The 20458-nt window shown below is 44.5% G+C and carries 22 protein-coding genes and 1 pseudogene; 13 read left to right on the top strand and 10 right to left on the bottom strand.

The window, feature by feature from the left end; translation table 11 throughout:
- Positions 1-207 precede the first annotated feature (207 nt).
- From VTH8203_RS18645 to VTH8203_RS18635, 3 genes and pseudogenes are all read right to left on the bottom strand, one after another.
- Positions 208-819: pseudogene (locus VTH8203_RS18645) on the bottom strand (SLC13 family permease); the annotation flags it as partial.
- A 282-nt stretch (positions 820-1101) separates the two neighbouring features.
- Positions 1102-1956 (bottom strand): alpha/beta fold hydrolase, encoded by an 855-nt coding sequence (locus tag VTH8203_RS18640; RefSeq protein WP_096994985.1) that lies wholly within the window; start codon positions 1954-1956, stop codon positions 1102-1104.
- Between the two features lie 62 nt (positions 1957-2018).
- On the bottom strand, positions 2019-2603 hold the full coding sequence (locus tag VTH8203_RS18635) for a TetR/AcrR family transcriptional regulator (RefSeq protein WP_096994984.1): 585 nt from the start codon (positions 2601-2603) through the stop codon (positions 2019-2021).
- 131 nt (positions 2604-2734) lie between these two features.
- Between VTH8203_RS18635 and VTH8203_RS18630 the strand changes: the two genes are divergently transcribed.
- The 4 genes from VTH8203_RS18630 to VTH8203_RS18615 all read left to right on the top strand — a co-directional run bounded on the left by VTH8203_RS18630 (position 2735) and on the right by VTH8203_RS18615 (position 6101).
- Positions 2735-3691, top strand: a complete 957-nt coding sequence (locus VTH8203_RS18630; RefSeq protein ID WP_096994983.1) for an AEC family transporter — start codon at positions 2735-2737, stop codon at positions 3689-3691.
- 104 nt (positions 3692-3795) lie between these two features.
- Entirely contained in the window at positions 3796-4587 is a 792-nt protein-coding gene (gene thiM, locus VTH8203_RS18625; protein WP_096994982.1) for a hydroxyethylthiazole kinase, read from the top strand.
- A 9-nt stretch (positions 4588-4596) separates the two neighbouring features.
- On the top strand, positions 4597-5226 hold the full coding sequence (gene thiE, locus VTH8203_RS18620; protein WP_096994981.1) for a thiamine phosphate synthase: 630 nt from the start codon (positions 4597-4599) through the stop codon (positions 5224-5226).
- Between the two features lie 8 nt (positions 5227-5234).
- On the top strand, positions 5235-6101 hold the full coding sequence (locus VTH8203_RS18615) for a glycerol kinase (protein ID WP_096994980.1): 867 nt from the start codon (positions 5235-5237) through the stop codon (positions 6099-6101).
- A gap of 22 nt (positions 6102-6123) precedes the next feature.
- On the opposite strand, the gene VTH8203_RS18610 is transcribed toward VTH8203_RS18615, so the two are convergent.
- The gene (locus VTH8203_RS18610; protein WP_096994979.1) at positions 6124-6666 is read right to left on the bottom strand and encodes an SPOR domain-containing protein; all 543 of its coding nucleotides are present in this window, start codon (positions 6664-6666) and stop codon (positions 6124-6126) included.
- 202 nt (positions 6667-6868) lie between these two features.
- Here VTH8203_RS18610 and nhaD point away from each other — a divergent pair, with 202 nt between their 5' ends.
- Complete coding sequence (nhaD, locus tag VTH8203_RS18605; RefSeq protein ID WP_096994978.1) at positions 6869-8311, top strand: sodium:proton antiporter NhaD; 1443 nt, start codon at positions 6869-6871, stop codon at positions 8309-8311.
- A gap of 102 nt (positions 8312-8413) precedes the next feature.
- Here the strand turns inward: nhaD and VTH8203_RS18600 are convergent, their stop codons facing one another.
- Complete coding sequence (locus VTH8203_RS18600; RefSeq protein ID WP_096994977.1) at positions 8414-8848, bottom strand: Mpo1 family 2-hydroxy fatty acid dioxygenase; 435 nt, start codon at positions 8846-8848, stop codon at positions 8414-8416.
- 472 nt (positions 8849-9320) lie between these two features.
- Between VTH8203_RS18600 and VTH8203_RS18590 the strand changes: the two genes are divergently transcribed.
- The 3 genes from VTH8203_RS18590 to VTH8203_RS18580 all read left to right on the top strand — a co-directional run bounded on the left by VTH8203_RS18590 (position 9321) and on the right by VTH8203_RS18580 (position 12032).
- Positions 9321-10907: a S41 family peptidase gene (locus VTH8203_RS18590; RefSeq protein WP_096994975.1), complete on the top strand. Its 1587-nt coding sequence runs from the start codon at positions 9321-9323 to the stop codon at positions 10905-10907.
- A 6-nt stretch (positions 10908-10913) separates the two neighbouring features.
- A complete protein-coding gene (locus VTH8203_RS18585; protein ID WP_096994974.1) occupies positions 10914-11288 on the top strand; it encodes a hypothetical protein in 375 nt (124 codons plus the stop codon).
- Positions 11289-11492: 204 nt separating this feature from the next.
- Positions 11493-12032 carry a hydrolase gene (locus VTH8203_RS18580; protein WP_096994973.1) on the top strand — a complete coding sequence of 180 codons (540 nt, stop codon included), beginning with the start codon at positions 11493-11495 and terminating at the stop codon, positions 12030-12032.
- A gap of 91 nt (positions 12033-12123) precedes the next feature.
- Here the strand turns inward: VTH8203_RS18580 and pdxR are convergent, their stop codons facing one another.
- Positions 12124-13563, bottom strand: a complete 1440-nt coding sequence (gene pdxR, locus VTH8203_RS18575; protein WP_096994972.1) for a MocR-like pyridoxine biosynthesis transcription factor PdxR — start codon at positions 13561-13563, stop codon at positions 12124-12126.
- A 91-nt stretch (positions 13564-13654) separates the two neighbouring features.
- On the opposite strand from pdxR, the gene VTH8203_RS18570 reads away from it, so the two are divergent.
- Positions 13655-14311, top strand: a complete 657-nt coding sequence (locus tag VTH8203_RS18570) for a pyridoxamine 5'-phosphate oxidase family protein (RefSeq protein WP_096994971.1) — start codon at positions 13655-13657, stop codon at positions 14309-14311.
- Between the two features lie 166 nt (positions 14312-14477).
- Here VTH8203_RS18570 and VTH8203_RS24800 read toward each other — a convergent pair whose 3' ends face one another.
- A complete protein-coding gene (locus VTH8203_RS24800) occupies positions 14478-14648 on the bottom strand; it encodes a hypothetical protein (protein ID WP_096994970.1) in 171 nt (56 codons plus the stop codon).
- Between the two features lie 480 nt (positions 14649-15128).
- Here VTH8203_RS24800 and VTH8203_RS18560 point away from each other — a divergent pair, with 480 nt between their 5' ends.
- The 3 genes from VTH8203_RS18560 to VTH8203_RS18550 all read left to right on the top strand — a co-directional run bounded on the left by VTH8203_RS18560 (position 15129) and on the right by VTH8203_RS18550 (position 17577).
- The gene (locus VTH8203_RS18560) at positions 15129-16196 is read left to right on the top strand and encodes an acyltransferase (protein ID WP_096994969.1); all 1068 of its coding nucleotides are present in this window, start codon (positions 15129-15131) and stop codon (positions 16194-16196) included.
- Between the two features lie 42 nt (positions 16197-16238).
- Positions 16239-16964: a nitroreductase family protein gene (locus tag VTH8203_RS18555; RefSeq protein ID WP_096994968.1), complete on the top strand. Its 726-nt coding sequence runs from the start codon at positions 16239-16241 to the stop codon at positions 16962-16964.
- 139 nt (positions 16965-17103) lie between these two features.
- Positions 17104-17577, top strand: a complete 474-nt coding sequence (locus tag VTH8203_RS18550) for a Dps family protein (protein ID WP_096994967.1) — start codon at positions 17104-17106, stop codon at positions 17575-17577.
- A gap of 40 nt (positions 17578-17617) precedes the next feature.
- On the opposite strand, the gene VTH8203_RS18545 is transcribed toward VTH8203_RS18550, so the two are convergent.
- Positions 17618-18409, bottom strand: coding sequence for a hypothetical protein (locus VTH8203_RS18545; protein WP_096994966.1), 792 nt, complete (start codon positions 18407-18409; stop codon positions 17618-17620).
- A 170-nt stretch (positions 18410-18579) separates the two neighbouring features.
- Here VTH8203_RS18545 and VTH8203_RS18540 point away from each other — a divergent pair, with 170 nt between their 5' ends.
- On the top strand, positions 18580-19200 hold the full coding sequence (locus tag VTH8203_RS18540) for a glutathione S-transferase family protein (RefSeq protein ID WP_096994965.1): 621 nt from the start codon (positions 18580-18582) through the stop codon (positions 19198-19200).
- Between the two features lie 98 nt (positions 19201-19298).
- On the opposite strand, the gene VTH8203_RS18535 is transcribed toward VTH8203_RS18540, so the two are convergent.
- Complete coding sequence (locus VTH8203_RS18535; RefSeq protein ID WP_244181259.1) at positions 19299-20234, bottom strand: MATE family efflux transporter; 936 nt, start codon at positions 20232-20234, stop codon at positions 19299-19301.
- A gap of 73 nt (positions 20235-20307) precedes the next feature.
- The coding region (locus tag VTH8203_RS18530) for a transposase (RefSeq protein WP_208617716.1) at positions 20308-20458 on the bottom strand (151 nt) is incomplete at its 5' end.

The raw sequence follows: 20458 nt of genomic DNA, 5'->3' as shown, positions 1-20458 counted from the left end.
GGTAAGGTCGCTTATATCAAAGGTTACTACAAGGATTTTCAAGCAAATACCATTCGAACACGCCGGGTACTTTCCTACTTTTTTCTCGGTAAAGAGTTGATAGGAAGAGAAGCTTACTCATTTAGCGTGAAGGATCTGGCCTTAGCCGTAGGAGGCCTCAAAGCGATAAGTGCGGCAGAGTTCCGGTGAAAGATGTGGGGATCCCTCAGCATTAGGTGGGCTACCAACCATAGTAGCAATACCCCCGATGCTGGCACTGTAAGCAATGCCTAAAAGTACAAATACATAAGTGTTGTGCCCACTGTCTTCGTTAACTTTGCTCAAGACACCCAACACCAGTGGCAACATCATCGCTGCAGTGGCCGTATTACTTATCCACATCGACAACAACGCTGTCACGCCGAACAGCATAAATACGGCGACACTCATTTTACCTTTTGCCATTTCAAGCACTTTATCAGCAACGACTTTGTCTAGTCCTTGTCGGTGCATAGCGGCTGCCAGAGCAAAACCACCTAAGAACAAGAAGATAATTGAGTTGGCAAAATTATTGAGAGCCGTTTGTGTATCGAATACATCAAACAAGACCGCAATTACTGGCACCAATATCGCTGTGACAGTGACGTGGAGCGCTTCGGTCAACCACAACACAGCAATAAACACCAAGATACTAATACCAAGTGCAACACTTGGTTCAAAAGGTAAGGTGAAATAGAGCAAGGCAAACAGCAGAACATCGGCAAGGATGATCATGCTATTACGGTTAAGCAACCACTCTCGGGTGTTGGAGGGTAAGGGGACACTATCGTTTCTATTCATTATTATGGCTTCCTTTAGGTAAATGGGCGAAAACGATCTTAAAACACGCTTCAAGGTCGTGGCCCTAACGCCATAAACGAGGTAGTGAAACCGGAATTTAGATTCGATCAGAAGGCTGACTGTATCCGATATAGTTTTATTAAAGGGGATACGATACTGACACTCAGTTTCTACGTTTATGGGACCCCAACATGATCCCATATGGAAAACCAAGCGCATAATGAAAAATTATCAATCTGTTAACCACATCAACAATATGGATATATTTACAACATCTTGATTTTATTGGCGGCTAATCAGTTTATCAAAACTTGATTTTGCCTCCTCACATTGCATCACTCGCCCATGTCCCTGACCTTGAGTGGTCACAAGCTCAACATTAGGCATTTCGCTCGCTGCTTTTGCTGACACTGAGTGTTTCGTAAAGCGATCATTCTCATCATGAACAATAATGGTATCTGCATTACGAAGAGCCAGTTTGTTGTAAGGGTCTATAGTCTGCAGAGGGTATTGGTATTGCGTTTGGATATCATCAACGACAGCCTCAAACAAACGCATTGAATAGCCTGAACGAGCCACACTACCAAACAAGTTGTCCAAATAGTCTAGTACCGGAGCAATCAGTAACAGAGGCTTGTCTTGCAGTTTAGCGTGCTTACATTCGATAGCAGACGCCGTCCCCATACTATGACCAACAAGTCCCGCCACATCGTCTTCATGATCCAACAAACTTTCTAAACCGCCTACAAAAGCCGGAATGTGACCAAAAGCACCTTCACTTTCTCCATGAGCAGGGTGGTCATACGCCAACGCAGTAAATCCTCGACTCGCAATATGCTCCATCAAGGGGAAGAACTGACTCGCTGTCCCAGACCAACCATGCGTCAAGATCCACACAGGCCCCGTACCAAGGCGATACGTTTTCAAAATACCTTCCAATGTCGAAATCTCGCCTTTTATTAGCCCTGATGGTTCGGCGTTTTTAGGCTTGGATCGCACCGGAGTTAGTAACAATTTCTTTGCTGTGTTTTTAGCATGATTAGGCGCTAGTGTATGATGAGCGCGAGTTGTTAGGTTGATCATGCGCTTCTTAAAACTAAATTTATTGGAGGTGTTGAAGTAAATTTTGTCACTCATGACGAAATCTTCCTTGCAGCACGTTTCGAACGGTCGTGCTTTTTTGTGATAAAAAATATTGATTAGCGTGACCAAGACTCAAACGACTTGGTCACGCTATTCCAAAATCTTTGACTACTTTCTTGTTGCCCAACAAGCGAATAAAAAACGTGGGCGCTTAAATAGTGACCGTAAAGTTCAAACGCGGCTTGCTTTGCATCCAGATCTTTTTTGAACTCACCGCGATCAACCGCTTTCTCAATTTGAATCGTTAGATAACCGATCCAACGATGTATCGCTTTGCGTAAAGAGGCCTGCAATTCGTCTTGACGATTGTCGCGCCACGCATCAATGAACAGACAGCTCCCCTGAAAGGACTGATTCCAACTCATCCAGTTATCAATAAGATGCCTAAGCTTATCCGACATTCTCTCGTGCTGATGCTCTCTAACTGGGGCAATCACGCGACTCTGGAACGTTGCATCAGCATATTCAACGACAGCAACCTGCAAATTCACTTTGGAATTAAAATGCGCGAATAAACCACTTTTGGACATCTGACATTGCTTCGCTAACTCGCCAATTGTTAGACTTTCTAAGCCTTCATGACTCGCGATACCAAATGCTTGAGTGAGAATATGCTCTTTGGTCAGCTTACCTTTACTCATTCATGTCCCCGTCAAAAACTGTTCTGACATCAATTTAGCACGGTCGTACTATTTTTCAATCCTCATTTTAACGAGTGACTAGATATGGAATAATTATTCAGTGCCCTTATGCCTGCCAATATGGAATGTTTATGCACTCACTGATCGACCAACTGCTGTTCTCTGTTGCTATTACAGGACCGATTTGTCTTATGATCATTTTAGGCATGATATTCAAACGAATTGGTTTAATTAATGATAATTTTATCGACGTAGCCTCTAAATTAGTCTTCAAGGTTACACTGCCTGCCATGCTGTTTTTGAGCATTGTGAATTCTGAACACGATTTCTCGGCGGCAAGTCAGTTTATTACCTTCAGTATCATCGCTAACATCCTGTTCTTCATCTTTACTTATGCCTTTGTAGGCACACTGTTTCGCGACTCGGCAGATAAAGGCGTTATTATTCAAGGTAGCTTTCGGGCAAATACAGGCATTATTGGGCTCGCCTATGTCGCAAATGCGTATGGAGAAACAGGTGTCGCTCTGGCGGCAATTTATGTAGCAGTCACGACCTTTATTTACAATGTTCAAGCCGTGATCTGTTTAACGCCCAAAGGTGCGACCTCAGGCGTTTCAGCCGGTAAAATCATGTTGACCACGTTAACAAAAAACCCGTTAATTATCGCTATTGTCTCTGGGCTTGTCTTTTATCTACTGTCGATTCCTGTACCGGATATTGCCATTGATGCTGGCAACTATTTTGCAAGAATGACCTTACCTTTAGCGCTGTTGTGTACCGGTGGATCCTTGGATTTAAGTTCAATGAAAAAAGAGCAAAGGCCCGCTTGGCTGGCAAGTAGTTATAAACTTATCTTAGCGCCACTGGTAGTGACAACAGCCGGTTATTGGTTTGGATTTCGAGGGCTGGAGCTTGGGATTCTCTTCTTTATGAGTGCTTCTCCCGTCGCAGCAGCTAGCTATGTCATGGCTCGCTCGATGGGAGGCAACGCGGTACTGGCGGCTAATATTATTGCTCTTACCACGGTAGTATCGACACTAACCTGTACCATAGGCATCATTATTCTCACGTCTTTGCATGCTATCTAGAGCAAACAAAGCCAAATACTATTACAATCGTTCAAAACGTCATAACCTGAGCCTGTTTTCATTTATTGTCATTCTAGCGGCTCAATCTAGGTTTGGAGATCAACATGAATAAAGACCTTATTATCAACGCGCTACAAAAAGTACGTGAACAAAAACCTCTCGTCGTCAACATTACTAATTTCGTCGTTATGAACAACACAGCGAACGCACTATTGGCCGTTGGCGCTTCACCCATTATGTCGCACTCAAAACAAGAGATGGCGGAAATGATGTCATTCGCAGGTGCGCTCGTCATCAATATCGGCACTTTGGATAGTGTATGGCGTCCAGGTATGTTCTTTGCCGTAGAGCAAGCCAACGACAACAATAAGCCTGTTGTGCTTGATCCCGTTGGCTGCGGCGCAACCAAATTAAGAACCTCAACCGCTCGTCAACTTGCAGAGCTTGCCGACAACCTAATCATTCGTGGTAATGCTTCAGAAATCATTGCCATGGCAGGGGAAAAATCACAAAACAAAGGTGTCGATGCACTAGACTCAAGCGAAGCAGCGCTCTCTGCGGCTCGTGCCTTGGTCGACGCCTATGACTGCTGTGTGGTTATCTCGGGTGAAACGGATTATGTCGTCACAAAAGCCTCCACACACGCACTGAATAACGGTCATGAGATGATGCCGTTTGTCACAGGTATGGGGTGCTCACTGTCGGCAGTAACAGGCGCATTTGCAGCGGTTGGCGAAACCACAGGCCTTGCTGCTACGGCAATTTTTGCTATCGCGGGTGAAATCGGCGCTGAGCAATCCAAAGGCCCAGGTTCACTACAAATGAACTTGCTTGATGCACTGTACCAACTTGATGATCAAGAAGTGCTGCGCCGCCTTAACATTCAAGAATGCTAAGGAATAACAATGGCTCACAACCCTTATCGACTTTATCTTGTTACGGATGAAAACCAAGATCTCGACACATTAATAAACGTCGTGAAGCACGCGGTTGAAGGTGGCGTCACTATGGTGCAGATACGCGAAAAGCACCACGATATTAGAACCTTCATCAACAAAGCAGCGGCGGTCAAAAAGGCGCTTGAGGGTACTAACGTTCCGTTGATTATCAATGACCGAGTAGATGTCGCCCTCGCTGTTGATGCCGATGGCGTGCATTTAGGACAGACCGACATGCCGGCGACTCTTGCGCGAACGCTTATCGGTGAAGATAAGATTCTTGGTCTTTCCATTGAAAGTGAAGCGCAACTGCAACAAGCAAAGCAGCTCCCTATCGACTATATTGGGCTGAGCGCCATCTTCTCGACGGCTACCAAAACCAACATAAAAACCGAATGGGGGCTTGAGGGGTTATCGAATGCATTGCAGCAGATAACGCTACCTATTGTTGCTATCGGTGGTATCAACGAAACAAACTTGTTAGACGTAGCAAAAACTGGTGTTCATGGCGTTGCTATCGTTTCCGCGATCAGTCACGCCGACTCACCCAAACAAGCCGCACAACGGCTGTTAACTCTCTTGGAACAAACCGAGTAAGGAACCGAATGCACGATAAACTGTCCACATCCGCACTGGCGAAAAGTCGCAACCAAGAACCCAAAGCTCTGTTTACACTATTAAAACGAGCAGGTTATATCAGCTGGCACGAGTCCAGCTGGTTGCTGACCGATATTGGGTATCGTTTTGGCGGTGACTATGTAGACAGTGATAAATATGGACGCTTTATCGTGTGGCCATCAAACCTTGTTATCGACGAGACACTTCTCAGTGACGCAACACTGACCGCAACCCAGCTTGGCGACCACTTTTCGCTTCCAGCTAAAAAGATCAACCTACTGCTGAGTGAGCTAGGTTGGATAAAGCGTGACGAAAACCAATGGAAAGCCACGCCCATTGGTCTTCGCGCGGGAGCTCGTCTTCGTCAAGATAAACAAAACAATAATCAGTTTGTGGTGTGGCACCCTTCCGTTTTGCGTCATGCTCGATTAAAACAATCGGTGATAGAATTTCAGGGGCAAGACGCCGAAGCGCACTCCACAGAGAAATCTTTTTCCAGCTTTCGGCAAAAATTTGCTGCTAAGCATCGCACTCTCGACGGTCATTACGTTCAATCTAAAGGTGAGTTAATCATTGATAACTGGTTGTATATGGCGGGGGTTGTTCATGCTTATCAAAGACAATTGCCCATAGAAAAAGATGTTGTGAGTGATTTTTATCTGCCACAAGGAAAGGTGTACCTGCAATATTGGGGCTCAGATAACGGAGCGGCAGACGTTAAGACCATTGAACACACTCGTGCGCTCTATCAGGAGCATGATCTGAGTCTTATCGAAGTCTTTCCTGAGGATATAACACAATTAGACGAAGTACTGCCAAATAAGCTCAAGCCATTTGGTATTAAAGCGTACTAATAAGCTTTGGTTGCTATTAAAATTAGCAAAGACATTCATCAAGCCCATGCTGTCCAGCAATCATAAAGGGAGTCGCTGTGGCTGCTGCACGGTAACCTTCACTCACTTGTTTATCCGCACTTGCTACTAATTGCGTTTCACTGGTCGTAAGAAAGACATGTGTGGTTCGAATGAATGCATCCTCGTACTGAGGCAATGCTTTCACCTCTGCCAAATCATTACTCGCAGACTGAAAGGTATCATAGGGACCAATCAAACAGCGGTCACCATTTAGCTCAGGCTTTAACCAAATCGATTTACTCACGTTTTGTTGTAACTGATTCGGTACATCTCGAAGGCTTCCCGATTGCACAAATCCACACTGTATCCAAAATGATTTGTCGTTTGCTGTAGGCTCACTATTACCCCAAAGCCCTTCACCTATCGGACATTCTGTTTCTAAGACTGGAAACGGCAAGTTTGCTTTGTTGGCACTGTCACAAACATAAGGTTGGGAATCCGCCGATACGGGACTGGCCATAAAGGACATCAGTACCATCAATAGGCTGGTCATGACTGTCTTCATGAATTCGCACTCCTGCAGCAAACTGGATTGGTCTTATCTTCTAAGCCTAGGAGGTATCAAAACATTGTCAAAAGTCTCTTTTTTAGCCACAAGGTCTTCATCAGATTGGAGTTAGGTCACAACGAAAATGTTGAATAACCTTTAAAATATCGTATCGCAATTGTTAGCGCCTGATTTTATTTAGCTTTTGAAGGATCAAAACATGATGAAAAAAAGTCGATGGCAGACCCTTTTTTTACTTCCTTTTATCGCCACGTCTACTTTCGCGTCGGAAACGGTGTCTGCAGACACCTTTAACTTCACTCAAACCACCGTAGGTTATGCCGCATTAGTTATTTTTGGCATTGCTTACACTCTTGTCATGATGGAGGAATACCTACAATTACGGAAATCCAAACCAGTTCTACTTGCCGCAGGTTTAATTTGGATCATTATCGGCTTAGTGTACAAAGACCTTGGCCAAATAGAAGTGGCCCAATCTGCGCTAGAACACAACTTGCTCGAATACGCCGAACTACTGCTGTTCTTATTGGTCGCTATGACTTACATCTCTGCGATGGAAGAGCGACGACTGTTTGATGCACTTCAATCTTGGATGGTAGGAAAAGGGTTTAACTTTCGGACCTTATTTTGGCTAACAGGTATCCTCTCTTTCTTCATCTCCCCTATTGCCGATAACCTCACCACCGCATTATTAATGTGTGCTGTCGTGCTTAAGGTGGGGGGAAGCAATCTACGATTTGTAAATATTGCCTGTATTAACATCGTAGTCGCAGCTAATGCCGGAGGAGCATTCAGTCCATTCGGTGACATTACTACCTTGATGGTATGGCAAGCAGGGCATGTGTCCTTCTCCGAATTTATGCCGCTGTTCGTCCCATCTGTGATTAACTACATCGTGCCTGCGGTAATCATGTCGCTGTTCGTCCCCAAGACACAACCAGATGCGGTGCACGCCCATGTAGAACTGAAACGCGGAGCATTTCGCATAGTTGGCCTCTTTATCCTCACCATCGCAACGGCCGTCGCTTTCCATGCCGTGCTCCATTTCCCACCCGTTATGGGCATGATGATGGGTCTGGCTTATCTGCAATTCTTCGGTTTCTTCTTGCGTAAAACACTGCCTCGCTCTATTGCTAAAAAGAAAGCCATTGCTATTGCAAATAACGACGAAACCGCACTAAAACGACTCGGTTCCATCGTACCATTTGATGTATTTAGACGAGTCTCTCATGCCGAGTGGGATACCTTACTGTTCTTCTATGGCGTAGTGATGTGTGTCGGTGGATTGAGTCTGCTGGGTTATCTCAGTGTCGTTTCCGAAATCATGTATACCCAATGGGATCCCGTTTGGGCCAATGTGATGGTAGGGATCCTCTCTGCGATTGTCGATAACATCCCAGTGATGTTTGCAGTCCTAACCATGAACCCAGAGCTTTCTATGGGTAACTGGTTACTTGTCACATTAACAGCAGGGGTGGGCGGTAGCTTGCTGTCTATTGGTTCGGCAGCAGGTGTGGCGTTAATGGGCGCAGCACACGGAAAATACACCTTCTTTGGACATTTGAAATGGATGCCAGTGATCGCTCTTGGTTACGCTGCGAGTATTGTTGCTCACCTTGCGATGAACCAAGGACTGTTCTAAGCCACTCAACAGTCACAGCTTGTAGATAAAAAACCACTCTGTGAAGCACCCCCAATAGTTGGACAACATAACATCTGTTGGGGGTCTTTTTCTGTAGTCGCATCACTTCTGACGAAACACCCAAATAGGACCAATCAGCAGAAACTGCAGGTCATCAAAAAATGATGGCTTCTTTCCTTCAATTTTGTGACCAACAAACTGCATTATCCAAAGTACTACGAACAATCCGATGGAAACAGTGAGCACGGATATGCCAAACATCGCAGCGAAAGTAATAATGGCTAAGCACGCGAGCGTAAAAATCAACATCTGAATAAATACCGAACGCGATAAACGAAAATAGAAAACCATGACGGGTAGCATCACAACCCACACCCAATTGATTGATAAGCCTCCAAGTGATAAGTGCGGCAGGCACCAAATCAATCCCACAATAGACAGATAGATACCGGGAACGGCAATTTTATGTATTTTCCGATTAGTACTATTCTGGTGACTCTCTCCGTAAGCATCTAACCACTGATTTAACGACTTCATTTCACTTCCTTTTTATGCAATTGGTGTTAATACTCTAGACTAAAATGCCCAACTCGTCCTGTTCTACACATCCTTCTAACCTTAAGCTAACTCTCACAGGTGCTCATTTCGAACTATTAACCATCGCTCTCTACGAGAACCTCGACAGAATAAGACATTCAATAGCTGAAATCATGGTAAAAACCTCTCGCTCATGTCGCAATTCTATAAGTAAAAACCATGGATTGGTTTGAACGTGATGGAGAAGGTGGTTGACAGCATTACCAAATTGTCCTTGAACAGCTCGAAGGGCAGCCACCTCTAGAGTAGCCACAATAGAAGCGCAGTCATCGTAAAGCAGAAGTTTCAACTTCATAACTGCATCACACTCGTTAGTTGTTCTGTGTGCCATACTTTCAGTTATTGATAGCTAAATCAGCCTATATGGTCACAAGTGAGTGACCCTCAACTTTTACAACGGAAATAGCAAAAAATGTTAGCAGAGCCGATGCGGTGTAAAACAAATATCTTCAAGCTTAGCTTGCTCTGTGCCGTCATTATTTTTGTCGCATCCTGTGGTGGAGGCGACGAGCAAAGTAACAGTGACGCCAATACTTGGGTTGCCGGTAGCTATCTTGCTTCCAGTGAATTTGCTGATCGGTGTCAAACCCCTCGCAGCGGCACAGATGTATATACTGGTCAAGCCTATCCGGATAAACAGGGTACGCAAATGGACGAAAAAATGTATTTGCGCTCCTTTAGTCATGAAACCTATCTATGGTATGACGAGCTGCCGGATCCTAACCCTGCTAATTTTAGCTCTGTATTACGTTATTTTGACGAATTGAAAACCAGCGAAAAAACCGATTCAGGTAGAGATAAAGATGAGTTTCACTTTGATGAAAGTTATGATGACTATATGGCTGAGAGTCAGTCTGGAGTGCAACTAGGCTTTGGTCTGCATTGGTCCTTTCAACAAGTTATGGCACCAAGAGTCATTATCGTCGCTTTCACCGACGATAATTCCCCCGCTGCGATCGCTGGTGTTACCAGAGGCGATACACTCAAAAAAATTAATGATGTAGATGTAGTCAACAGCAACAATCAGGCTGAGCTCGATATTATTAATGGCGCTTTGTTTTCACCAAAGCTCGACACAGATTATCAATTTACCTTTGAAACTGTTACGGGTAGTGAGAAAACAGTGACTTTGAAGGCAAAAGAAGTACTGGTCTCCTACGTTAAAAACAATAAGATTATTGAAGCTAATGGTAAAAAAGTCGGTTATATCCAATACAATGGCTTTATGTCCATGGCGCAGGATGACTTGATTTCAGCCTTTACTGCTTTTAGTGAGGATGGTGTAGATGATCTAGTGTTAGACATGCGCTACAACGGTGGCGGCCTACTTTATCAATCGGCTCAAGTGGGCTATATGATTGCTGGCGAGGGCAGTCAAAACCGCACTTTTAGTCAACAGGTGTACAATGACAAAATTGAGCCAGATGACCCAATTCCCTTCTTTCCATTTGCTATTGATTGGGACGCTTTAAAAGTTGGTGATGAACTACCCAGTGTCAATATGGAAAAGGTTTATATTTTATCTTCCAGTAACACTGCTTCTGCAAGTGAAGCCTTGATCAATGGTCTTAGAGGAATAGATATTGAAGTTATTTTGATTGGCGGCACCACCCGCGGTAAGCCCTATGGTTTTATTCCTCAACCTAACTGCGGCTGGGTATATTATACCGTGCAATTTAAAGGCGAAAACGAAAAGGGTTTTGCCGACTTTGCCGATGGCTTTGTACCTACCAATAAAAATGATATTGATTTGGAAATGGGCCTGGATGCCAAGGTACCTGGCTGTATGGTAGAGGATGATTTTGACCATACTCTCGGGGATAGCAATGAGGCCACGTTAGCGGCTGCGCTAAATTACATGGAAACAGAAACATGCCCTGTCAGCGGTGTTATAAACGTGGCACCGACGCAGGATATGCTGGCAAGACCAGGCCTAGCAATCAAGCCGCCCTTCCACCCTCTGCGCAACAGTATGGTGATAAGGACCATTAAGGATTAATCACGGATGAAATCGTTGGTAGCAGGGTGCTTATGTCTGTTTATGGTGGCTTGCCAAGTTTATTATCATAAAGAGCCGCGTCCTGCGCTAAGTAATGGCACATCTGCAGAGGCGAAGCAGGAAATTAAACAAGCCATGATCAAATTACGTGGCGGTAAAGCGCCGCTACTAGCAGATAATGTGTTTGAAGATAACGACACACTGCTGATTGAGCGGAGAGTGAGCCGCGATCAACAAGGGCTACCTATTACGGGTAGCACTACCGAAATGCCCGTTACGTTTCAATTGCAGCTCAAAGGTGACGTTTGCGGCGTGTATTATCCGATAAATGATACTTTCGAACCGCTAACACAATTGAGTTGCCGTATTAAGAAACCATAACAAGGGGTAAAGATTCTATACTGCAAAACCCAATGCCATATGCCTAAGATAGCTTAGACATTTCGCGGCTATGGTCTAGTAACCAAGCTCAATGTGGGAGATGATGATAGTTCTATGGTGTGGCCAGTCGAATTGTCTTGGCGCAGTGGGCTTGGCACCGTTGGAACCTAGTTTGTAGAACAAGTATTAGAACAGGAGCGTTAAATGCTAGAACAAGATAATAGCCAACTAATGATCATCGATGTACAAGGTAAGCTTGCCCAAATCATGCACGATAAAGAGCGTTTGTTCACCAACCTACATACGCTGACCAAGGCTGCTAAGCTCATGGAGTTACCGATTATTTGGGTAGAGCAAATCCCAGATAAATTAGGTCATACCATCGATGAAATTCGCCAAGAACTTCCACACCTCTCGCCGATTGCTAAAGATGTTTTCAGCGCTTGGGGTGAAAAATCGGTTCAAGAAACACTTCAAAGTAGCAACCGAAAGCAAATTATCTTGGTAGGTATTGAGGCCCATATCTGCGTTCACCAAACCGCTTGTGATTTGATTGAACAGGGGTATGAAGTCCACCTTGTGGTCGATGCCATTTCTTCACGTACACCTGAAAATAAAGATCTCGCTATACATCGCCTTTCACAACAAGGCGCCGTATTGACATCCACTGAAATGGCCTTGTTTGAATTGCAAAAAGTTGCCCGAGGCGATCAATTCAAGCATTTGCTGAAACTGATTAAGTAATCGTCGCTTCTTCAGCCGCACGAAATGAGATACGAAGTATGAGTTTTAGCTCGAACATATATGTCTATCCCGCTCATGTTTATCGGAAGTTTTAACCATTGTTTATTAGCTCAAAATAAAGCGCCGCCAATTTTGCCACACTTTCTGGTATCGACTCTAACGGCGCATTTCCATAACCTAACACCACCGAGCCGCAGCGACGCTCGTGGCCGATAGGTTCATAGTAAGTCATCGGCCTTACGACGATAGCGTGAGATTGAGCGAGGTCGGAGAATTGCTGTTCATCGACCTCACTTTGCCACTGAACAGTAATGTGCAGTCCTGCTCCCTGAGAGACAATCTGCCACTCGTTGCCAAAGTGCTCCCTAATACATTGCTGTATTATTCTGTATTTTTGCTCATATCGGCGGCGCATTTTTCGAATATGGCGAACCAACATACCTTCATCAATAAACTCGGCTAACGCCGCTTGTGTATGCGATGGCGTATCCCCAGAAAGCGCATCTTTAATGTCTAAGCAAACGTCGACCAAATCTTTAGGCACCACCATGTAGCCGATTCGCAACGCATTAAACATCACCTTGCTCATTGAACCGATATACACCATCCGCTTGGTATTGCCACTTTCTGCAGCCAACCCCTGCATACTTCGTAATGGACGACTATCAAATTGAAATTCACTGTCATAGTCATCCTCAATAATCCAACTTTGGTTTTCTTGAGCCCAGTTGATTAACTGCAAACGCTGTTCCGTTTGAATGGAACTCCCCATTGGGTATTGATTGCTTGGTGTTAAGTACACGCCAAGTGCTTTTTGATTGAGGATCTGGGCAGTTTCTAATCCTTTCTCTGCCGTCACGTTGACAAAATCATAGTCCATATCGAAAGTCTCCAACACTTTGACCACCTGACGGTACCCCGGAAACTCAACCAACCACTTGCCATTATTCCCCAAGCGCTTTATCGCCAGTAGAGCAATAGCGATAGACTGTTGAGCACCAGAGGTAATGATGATTCGATTAGGGTGACACACGACAGAGCGACTGCTAGTTAAATATCGGTGTAACGCTTCTCGAAGTGGCAGATACCCTTGCAGATCTTGGTTTCCCAGCAAAGAAACTCGCGAGCCATGACGTTGCAATAAACGGTTCCACTGCGCAGTAGGAAACAACGCTAGTTCCGCCACGCCAGGCGCAAATAAACCGTTGCTAGGCGTGTTATCTGTCCCCAAAGCTGGGGTATTTTTAGTTTCAGGTGCGTTGAGGTATTGGTCGGGTAGCGTTAAAGAGACAAAAAAGCCACTATGTGGTTTGGAAACTAGATACCCTTCCGCCACTAACTGCTCATACGTTTGAATCACGGTATTGCGACTCACCTTCAACTGGTGTGCCATCGTACGAGTGGACGGCAGTTTAGCACCCGATATCCAGCGCCCATTTAGGATCCTGACGCGTATTTGGCTAAATAGGTTGTGTTGAAGCGTGACACCGGACTCTGCTAATGAGATGTCACTAATATCAATAACATTCAAATTGGATCCACCATTTTTATCTGTTTGGACCTAACCAGAGTACCAGATATTTTTTACTTTAGCATTAACAGTCATCGAATAGGGAACGTCAATGCTTTCAAATACAACTCGAACACAGATAAAAAAAGGCAGTCATAAAGCGGTCTTTGACCCGCAAGCGCTTTACGACATTATTGATGAGTCGTTAATTGCTCACATCGCTATTGAAGAAGACAGAGGTCCCGTTGTGATTCCAATGCTAGCATGGCGAGTAGACAACAAGGTCTATATTCACGGGGCCAAAAATAGCCGTTTGCTTCGCACGCTCAAAACGGGACATAAAACCTGCTTAACGTTTACCCTGTTTGATGGTTGGGTATTAGCGCGCTCCGCTTTCCATCATAGTGCACATTACCGAAGTGCCGTTGTCTTTGGCCAGTTTGAAAACATCAAAGATAATCATGAGAAAGATCGAGTGTTAAACCATTTTATTGAGCATATTGCTCCCGGTAGGACCGAAGAGGTTCGTCTCAGTAACAACAAAGAACTCACTGCAACACAAGTGCTTGCGATTGAACTCAACGAAGCCTCGGTAAAAATTGGCCGCCACTGTGTCAATGACGATAAAGAGGATCTCGATTTGCAAACATGGGCAGGTATTCTGCCCTATCGAACCGTTATAGGGCCACTAGAGCCTTGCGATGATCTCGACTCTAGTATTAATCTCCCCGATTACTCGAGAGCATATAAACACCGTTGGTACAAGTGATCGCCTGAGTATGGCTGTATTTGTGCCCGCAATACATGGTCGCTTGCAACTTTAACAAGTGGCCATCACTTCGAGTAACACTCCCATCGCGACCGCTAACAAGCTAATGAAGTAAAGACTCCAATAGCAAGTCAGTCTGCGTATCGTTCTGTTTTCTTGAAGCTCTTTATCCATCGAAGCACACTCGATAGGCAATAATAGCCGTCGCACTAACCAAAATGAGCAGAAACACCACTAACTCAATTAACCATTCTTTGTCATTCCAACCAAGAAATTCAACGTCATTCTCGTTTACGTCGAAATTTAGGTCATCATACCCTTCGCCTAACTTACCCATAACCATTCCTGTTGTTCGCGTTACAAGGGCATACTACGCAGAGATGAGTGTTCAATATATCAAGTAATATCTAAGTAGCGTTCGGATATACTTAACTCCTAATGGGACAAAAAAAACGGTTCCAGAATAGGAGCCGCAGGGATTCGAAAAGTGTTTCTACACCCATTTCAATCAAGGCTTAAATCTACGATTTAAGTTAATGACAAGCTTAAGGTACCAAAGCACGAACATGCCTCAGTGCGCCTACTGTAGTAAATCAGACGCTCCCCTTCAAAATAGGTCCTATCACCGATTCTGATATGTAGCACGATAAACGTGTAAGAATAGTCCACATCTCACTCGCCAAAATTGCGATATACAACAAATTGTTTCAATTCAGGTCAGTTCAGAGGCGCAATTATTGACTTTGAACACTGCGAAAAATGGGCTAGATGATACTGTTTGCATCGAAGTATTATTAAGGAATCGTGACCTCCATTTATGTCATCAAAGCAAAAAATCGCCAGTTTCGAATTCGCTCGAGTCATCGCTCTGATCGCTGTTATTTCCATTCATTGCCAGCTTTTTATGGATTATGGCTTTATTGGCGATGAGCCTTGGCTTAACTACATTACCAATCAACTCGCCCGCTTTGCCGTTCCGTTGTTTTTCCTAATTGCGGGCTACCTGATTTACCCTAAATTAAACGCAAAGCCATACCAAACCACCAAGGCTTACACATTACCTCTTATGTTAATTTGGCTGATTTGGAGTGTGATTTACTTGGTTTTGCCTTTCAACTTAGCCGTTGTGGCCGAACATGGTTATTTGGCTGAACGCCAAGGCTACTGGAATTACTTATTGCAAGCTCCGCTCAACTCCCTATTTGAGGGGGGATTAGTACACTTATGGTTTATTCCATCCCTTGCATTAGCGGTCTTGATGATTGCCTGGTTTGTCGACAACAAGTGTCGTGCTTTATTGCTTCCTTTCGCAGCGATATTCTATATTTATGGTTTGATGGCAGGCAGTTACCTCTCTCTCACCGAAATTGAAACCCCTATCTTCAGCCGTAATGGGCCGTTTTTTAGTTTTTTGATGGTTGCAATCGGATTTGAAGTAAGACGAAGAGAGTGGTCAATAACCTCGACGCACGCTGTGATACTTGCGTTATTTGGTATGGTATTGCACTTCTCTGAAGCGTTTTATCTCAACTCTTTAGGCCAAGTATTCAATATGAATGATTTTCTGCTCGGTACCGTTTTCTGGTCGACAGGTATTTTCTTCTGGCTATTGAATCATCCAAATTTCGGAAATCATCCAGTCTGGCATAGCCTTGCAAAGTGGGTACTGCCTATTTATGTCGTCCATCTTCTTGTGACTATCTACATGAATAACATCGCAGGAATGTTAGGAGCAAGTCAGTGGACACGTGATCTCATCGTATTCTTTGGAACGCTATTTGGCTCTTACTTATTGGTTATCGTGTTAGAAAAAACCCCATTAGCATTCAAAAAGCTAAGAGCACTAACCCAACCAATCTCACCAAGCTCTTGTGAACCTCGATAAGACCTGTTAGAAAATGTCCAATTTTCATGATTGGACACCACAATGAGTCAGCCATCGCATCTGGAGCAACTCCTCAATACACGTCGCTCTGTTCGAAAATACGATCAGAGCGCCTTCTTTGACCATGACGCCGTTAAAAAGGCCTTAGAACACGCCACACTAAGCCCCAACAGCAGCAATATGCAAATGTGGGCCTTTCATCGGGTCATCAGTGAAGAGAAACGCGTTCAATTAGCCGATATCTGCATGGGTCAAAATGCCGCGAAAACTGCTAACGAACTGGTCGTAGTAACGGTCACCCCAAACAAATGGAAACAGCGTGCGAAAATGAACGCTGATATTGTCCGTAGTAACTTTAATGGTCGTGAAGATGAAACGGCAAAACGCGCCTTCAAGTATTACGACAAACTGATTCCTATGGTTTATAACAATGACTCGTTTGGCATCCGCGGGATACTGCGCAAAATATATAGCTTCTGGCTTGGTAGAAACAAACCTATGGTGCGCGAGGTCAGTAAAGAAGATGTACGCGTGTGTCTGCACAAAAGTGCTGCTCTGGCCTCAATGACCTTTATGCTATCAATGCGTGAGCAAGGCTACGATACTTGCCCGATGGAAGGCTTTGACTCGGTCCGAGCGAAAAAGCTTCTCGGTATTGATGCACATGACGAAATTACGATGATCATCAGCTGTGGGGTGCGCACTGAAGAGGGCATCTATGGCGAGCGTCATCGCGTTGCCAACGATGAGGTGATTTTGAATCACTAATTGGCCAGATTTCGTCTTGGTTTGTGATAGATCGTGACTATTGCAGCAATACTTAAAATCGATTTAAATTTCGTAGTAACTACTCATATACTGGCTCCAACGAAACAAGATTCCACTCTGATTTAAAGAGGAAAGTATTATGACAAACACTAACTTTATCGGTCTTGACCAAGTAGCTGCTGATTCTATTGCGATTGAGCTTAATCAACTACTCGCTAACTACCAAGTGTTGTACATGAACACTCGTGGTTACCACTGGAACATTAAAGGTGAACAATTCTTCGAATTGCATGCCAAATTCGAAGAAATCTATACCGACTTGCAAACTAAAATCGATGAACTTGCAGAACGTATTTTGACCATAGGCCATACGCCTGACCATAGCTTCAGTCGCTATTTAGAGTTAAGTTCGATCGAAGAGCACCAAAATGCATTCCGTGGTAAAGAGTGTGTCTCAGGCTTAGTAAACGGCTTCTCTGTTCTTATCAACAAAGAGCGTGAAATCCTAGAGCAAGCGGGTGATGCCAGTGATGAAGGTACCGCAGCACTAATGGGCGACTACATTCGCGAACAAGAAAAACTACTTTGGATGTTGAATGCCTATCTTCAATAGGTAAACATCAAAAAAAGGCGCTTAAGCGCCTTTTTTCGTATCACTCAACCTGCGATGTTAACGTGATATTTCCCGGATAACGATATTGACCATCTGGCCACATATGAGTTGGGTAATGATAACGTTCTGACTCCATTAAAGAGACGAGATCCGGCAATAAGTGCTTGAGCTCTTTCTGACTTTTTATCCGCATTTCATCACTTTTCAAATCAACACTAGACCCTAAGTACGCCGCCGTCGCCAAATAAAAGAACTCAACCGTCTTACATGCATCATCACATGTAGGGTCATCATAGCTGTACCACCCTCTTTGTTCTGCAAGTTGCCACTGCTTATACAAGTCACTTTTTTTAGCGCTCTTATCACTAAATACCATTGGTAAATACGGCTGCCAACCTGCATTGACTATCAAATGATGTATCTCTTCTTGGGAGGCATCACGACCAAAGCTTGGTGCGGTTTCATCCGCAGACAGATCTTGGCCTATCATATGAGAAAAATAGGGTTCGAGCTTTTCAAAAGCCTCATCACTAAAACCTGATTGGCTCATTAACAAAGTCGCGTGATTGTTTTGAAGAGGCTCGATGATATTGGGTTCATCCATCTGACCGTTTTGGTCGTTGTCTAGCCACTGTGCGGTTACATTCGCCGCATGTTTGAGCTTATCTTGGGGTACCGATGAGGTGGCACAAATGGTCACTACGTTAAATATTCGCGCTTTCTGGGTAAAAAAGTCCCCAGAGCATCCGTCGACTGGTGATACGACAGAAGAAAACTCCCCCGCGTTGGATAATGCACTGAAAAATAATAGTAATCCTATACAACGTTTCATCCCTGCTCCTCAACCATCGTGCCTTTTCGATTCTCATTCTAATAACAGCGATAAAAACTTACTGTATTAACAGGTCATTAATTGTCATGGACTCGCATTCTTCTATTGCCTTAACAAATTAAATAGGTAACAATTATATTGCGCACAATATAATTTCAAGGATATCGGACATGATCAAACTTCACCATCTCAATCACTCCCGTTCAAAACGAATTATTTGGCTGCTAGAAGAGCTTGGCCTCGATTATGAAGTCGTCCCATATCAGCGTGACTCAGTGACATTTCTTGCACCGCCCGAGCTGAAGTCGGTGCACCCACTTGGCAAATCCCCAGTGATAGAATTAGACGGCCAAATCATCACCGAATCCGGCGCTATTACTGAATATCTTATTGAGCGATTTAGCGCAGATCAATTGGCACCAGCTCGTCAAAGCCCCATCTACGCCGATTATCTGACTTGGTTACACTTTGCAGAAAGTTCTGCGATGCTTCCGCTACTTCTGAACGTGTTTCTTGCAAAAGAGCCTGCAGAAACCGCCTTCCTATCAAGCTATGCAGATATGGAACAAAACAAAGTATTGGATTATGTGAATCAGCAACTTGAGGGTAAACGCTATCTGATTGAAGATCGTTTGACTGGTGCGGACATCATGATGTCGTTCGTGGTGGATGTTGTCACGAATTTAGGCGTCATTAGCCAATACGCCAACATTCAGCGCTACTCTGAGCAGCTGGAGAAGAATCCAAACTACCAAAAAGCGATCGAAATTGAACGTCAACATAATCATTAAGCGGCGCTTGGTCATTCCTATGATGAGCTAATCGCCGAACCACGCCGCTCCATATCAATCAGCATTACTGATATGAGCGGCGTAATGCGTATCTCGCCCTACTTACCTGACGACCAAAACATCAGATCCGATTTATAATCATTAACTATGCTTTGGTTTGGCAGTGTCGAACCATGCTCACTGAGCCAACGATTCAGCACTTTGTATGCATACCATGCTCCGATTACATTGGCGATGGACAACCCTACCCAAGTCCCTTCTAACGACCAATATGACCCAAGCAAAGCAAGCGGTATTGTCAAACCGAGCGACTTCACCATGGTAAGTTTTAGCGACGTTCGAGGCGATTGCACCCCATTGAGAAAAGAGGTCGTAATGAGTAGCAGGCCAAACATAGGGAAACTTAAGCCGACAGTCCAAAAATAATCAACTCCTTGTGCCACAACCGTATCAGATTGGGTAAACAGCGTCATGATCGTCTGTGGAAATAGCGCCACCACAGTGAAGGCCGCTATCCCCCAATACACGGTCAGTCGCCCGGCATGAGCAACGATTTTATCCAATCTATGCCAATGTTTAGCGCCGAAATTCTGAGCCACGAAAGGCGTCATCACCACACTCAATGACAAAATGCCCACCAGAATTAGCGATTCTATGCGCGTGACAATACCAAAAGCCGCGACCGCATCCTCGCCGTAACCAGACACGATGCGGGTTATCACTGCGATCGCGATTGGGTTCAAAAGCTGAGCCGCAATTGCCGGCATGGCAACGTATAGCATGCCTCTGAGATCCTTTATCGCCTGTCGAATATCCATAAAGAAGCTGAGTGAGAGCAACGACTCGCGCACTAACAACATCATCATCAAGAGGAAGATGACCGCCCAAGAAAGAACCGTAGCGTAGGCAGCTCCCGCTAACCCCATGGCAGGAAAAGGGCCAAAACCAAAAATCAGCACATAGTCGAAGATTACATTAACAATCCCGCCAATCCCCATCACCAATGTCGAACGAATCATAATCCCTTTCGCCATCAGCGCCGCATTACCAATCAAAACTACCGGTGAAACCGGTAGTATGATGAAAGCCCCTAGAAGGGGCTATGTTTTATAAGCCCGAGAGTCGCAACTGCTCTTGGCGTTTTTCTTCCGACTCCTGATTACGTATGTATTCACGAATCATCTGTTCATCGAGTCCTACTGTGCTAACACAGTAACCTCTTGCCCAGAATTTTCTCCCAGTAAAGTTACGTTTTACC

This window comes from Vibrio thalassae, from assembly GCF_900089835.1.
In the GTDB taxonomy this organism is placed as follows: domain Bacteria; phylum Pseudomonadota; class Gammaproteobacteria; order Enterobacterales; family Vibrionaceae; genus Vibrio; species Vibrio thalassae.
This window is presented reverse-complemented; position numbering and strand designations above follow the sequence as displayed.

What these genes read in the sequence shown, in the direction of transcription:
- VTH8203_RS18640 (WP_096994985.1), bottom strand. Translation starts at nt 1,956, where the DNA reads ATGAGTGACAAAATTTACTTCAACACCTCCAATAAATTTAGTTTTAAG.
- VTH8203_RS18635 (WP_096994984.1), bottom strand. Translation starts at nt 2,603, where the DNA reads ATGAGTAAAGGTAAGCTGACCAAAGAGCATATTCTCACTCAAGCATTT.
- VTH8203_RS18630 (WP_096994983.1), top strand. Translation starts at nt 2,735, where the DNA reads ATGCACTCACTGATCGACCAACTGCTGTTCTCTGTTGCTATTACAGGA.
- thiM (WP_096994982.1), top strand. Translation starts at nt 3,796, where the DNA reads ATGAATAAAGACCTTATTATCAACGCGCTACAAAAAGTACGTGAACAA.
- thiE (WP_096994981.1), top strand. Translation starts at nt 4,597, where the DNA reads ATGGCTCACAACCCTTATCGACTTTATCTTGTTACGGATGAAAACCAA.
- VTH8203_RS18615 (WP_096994980.1), top strand. Translation starts at nt 5,235, where the DNA reads ATGCACGATAAACTGTCCACATCCGCACTGGCGAAAAGTCGCAACCAA.
- VTH8203_RS18610 (WP_096994979.1), bottom strand. Translation starts at nt 6,666, where the DNA reads ATGAAGACAGTCATGACCAGCCTATTGATGGTACTGATGTCCTTTATG.
- nhaD (WP_096994978.1), top strand. Translation starts at nt 6,869, where the DNA reads ATGATGAAAAAAAGTCGATGGCAGACCCTTTTTTTACTTCCTTTTATC.
- VTH8203_RS18600 (WP_096994977.1), bottom strand. Translation starts at nt 8,848, where the DNA reads ATGAAGTCGTTAAATCAGTGGTTAGATGCTTACGGAGAGAGTCACCAG.
- VTH8203_RS18590 (WP_096994975.1), top strand. Translation starts at nt 9,321, where the DNA reads ATGTTAGCAGAGCCGATGCGGTGTAAAACAAATATCTTCAAGCTTAGC.
- VTH8203_RS18585 (WP_096994974.1), top strand. Translation starts at nt 10,914, where the DNA reads ATGAAATCGTTGGTAGCAGGGTGCTTATGTCTGTTTATGGTGGCTTGC.
- VTH8203_RS18580 (WP_096994973.1), top strand. Translation starts at nt 11,493, where the DNA reads ATGCTAGAACAAGATAATAGCCAACTAATGATCATCGATGTACAAGGT.
- VTH8203_RS18570 (WP_096994971.1), top strand. Translation starts at nt 13,655, where the DNA reads ATGCTTTCAAATACAACTCGAACACAGATAAAAAAAGGCAGTCATAAA.
- VTH8203_RS24800 (WP_096994970.1), bottom strand. Translation starts at nt 14,648, where the DNA reads ATGGGTAAGTTAGGCGAAGGGTATGATGACCTAAATTTCGACGTAAAC.
- VTH8203_RS18560 (WP_096994969.1), top strand. Translation starts at nt 15,129, where the DNA reads ATGTCATCAAAGCAAAAAATCGCCAGTTTCGAATTCGCTCGAGTCATC.
- VTH8203_RS18555 (WP_096994968.1), top strand. Translation starts at nt 16,239, where the DNA reads ATGAGTCAGCCATCGCATCTGGAGCAACTCCTCAATACACGTCGCTCT.
- VTH8203_RS18550 (WP_096994967.1), top strand. Translation starts at nt 17,104, where the DNA reads ATGACAAACACTAACTTTATCGGTCTTGACCAAGTAGCTGCTGATTCT.
- VTH8203_RS18545 (WP_096994966.1), bottom strand. Translation starts at nt 18,409, where the DNA reads ATGAAACGTTGTATAGGATTACTATTATTTTTCAGTGCATTATCCAAC.
- VTH8203_RS18540 (WP_096994965.1), top strand. Translation starts at nt 18,580, where the DNA reads ATGATCAAACTTCACCATCTCAATCACTCCCGTTCAAAACGAATTATT.
- VTH8203_RS18535 (WP_244181259.1), bottom strand. Translation starts at nt 20,234, where the DNA reads ATGGCGAAAGGGATTATGATTCGTTCGACATTGGTGATGGGGATTGGC.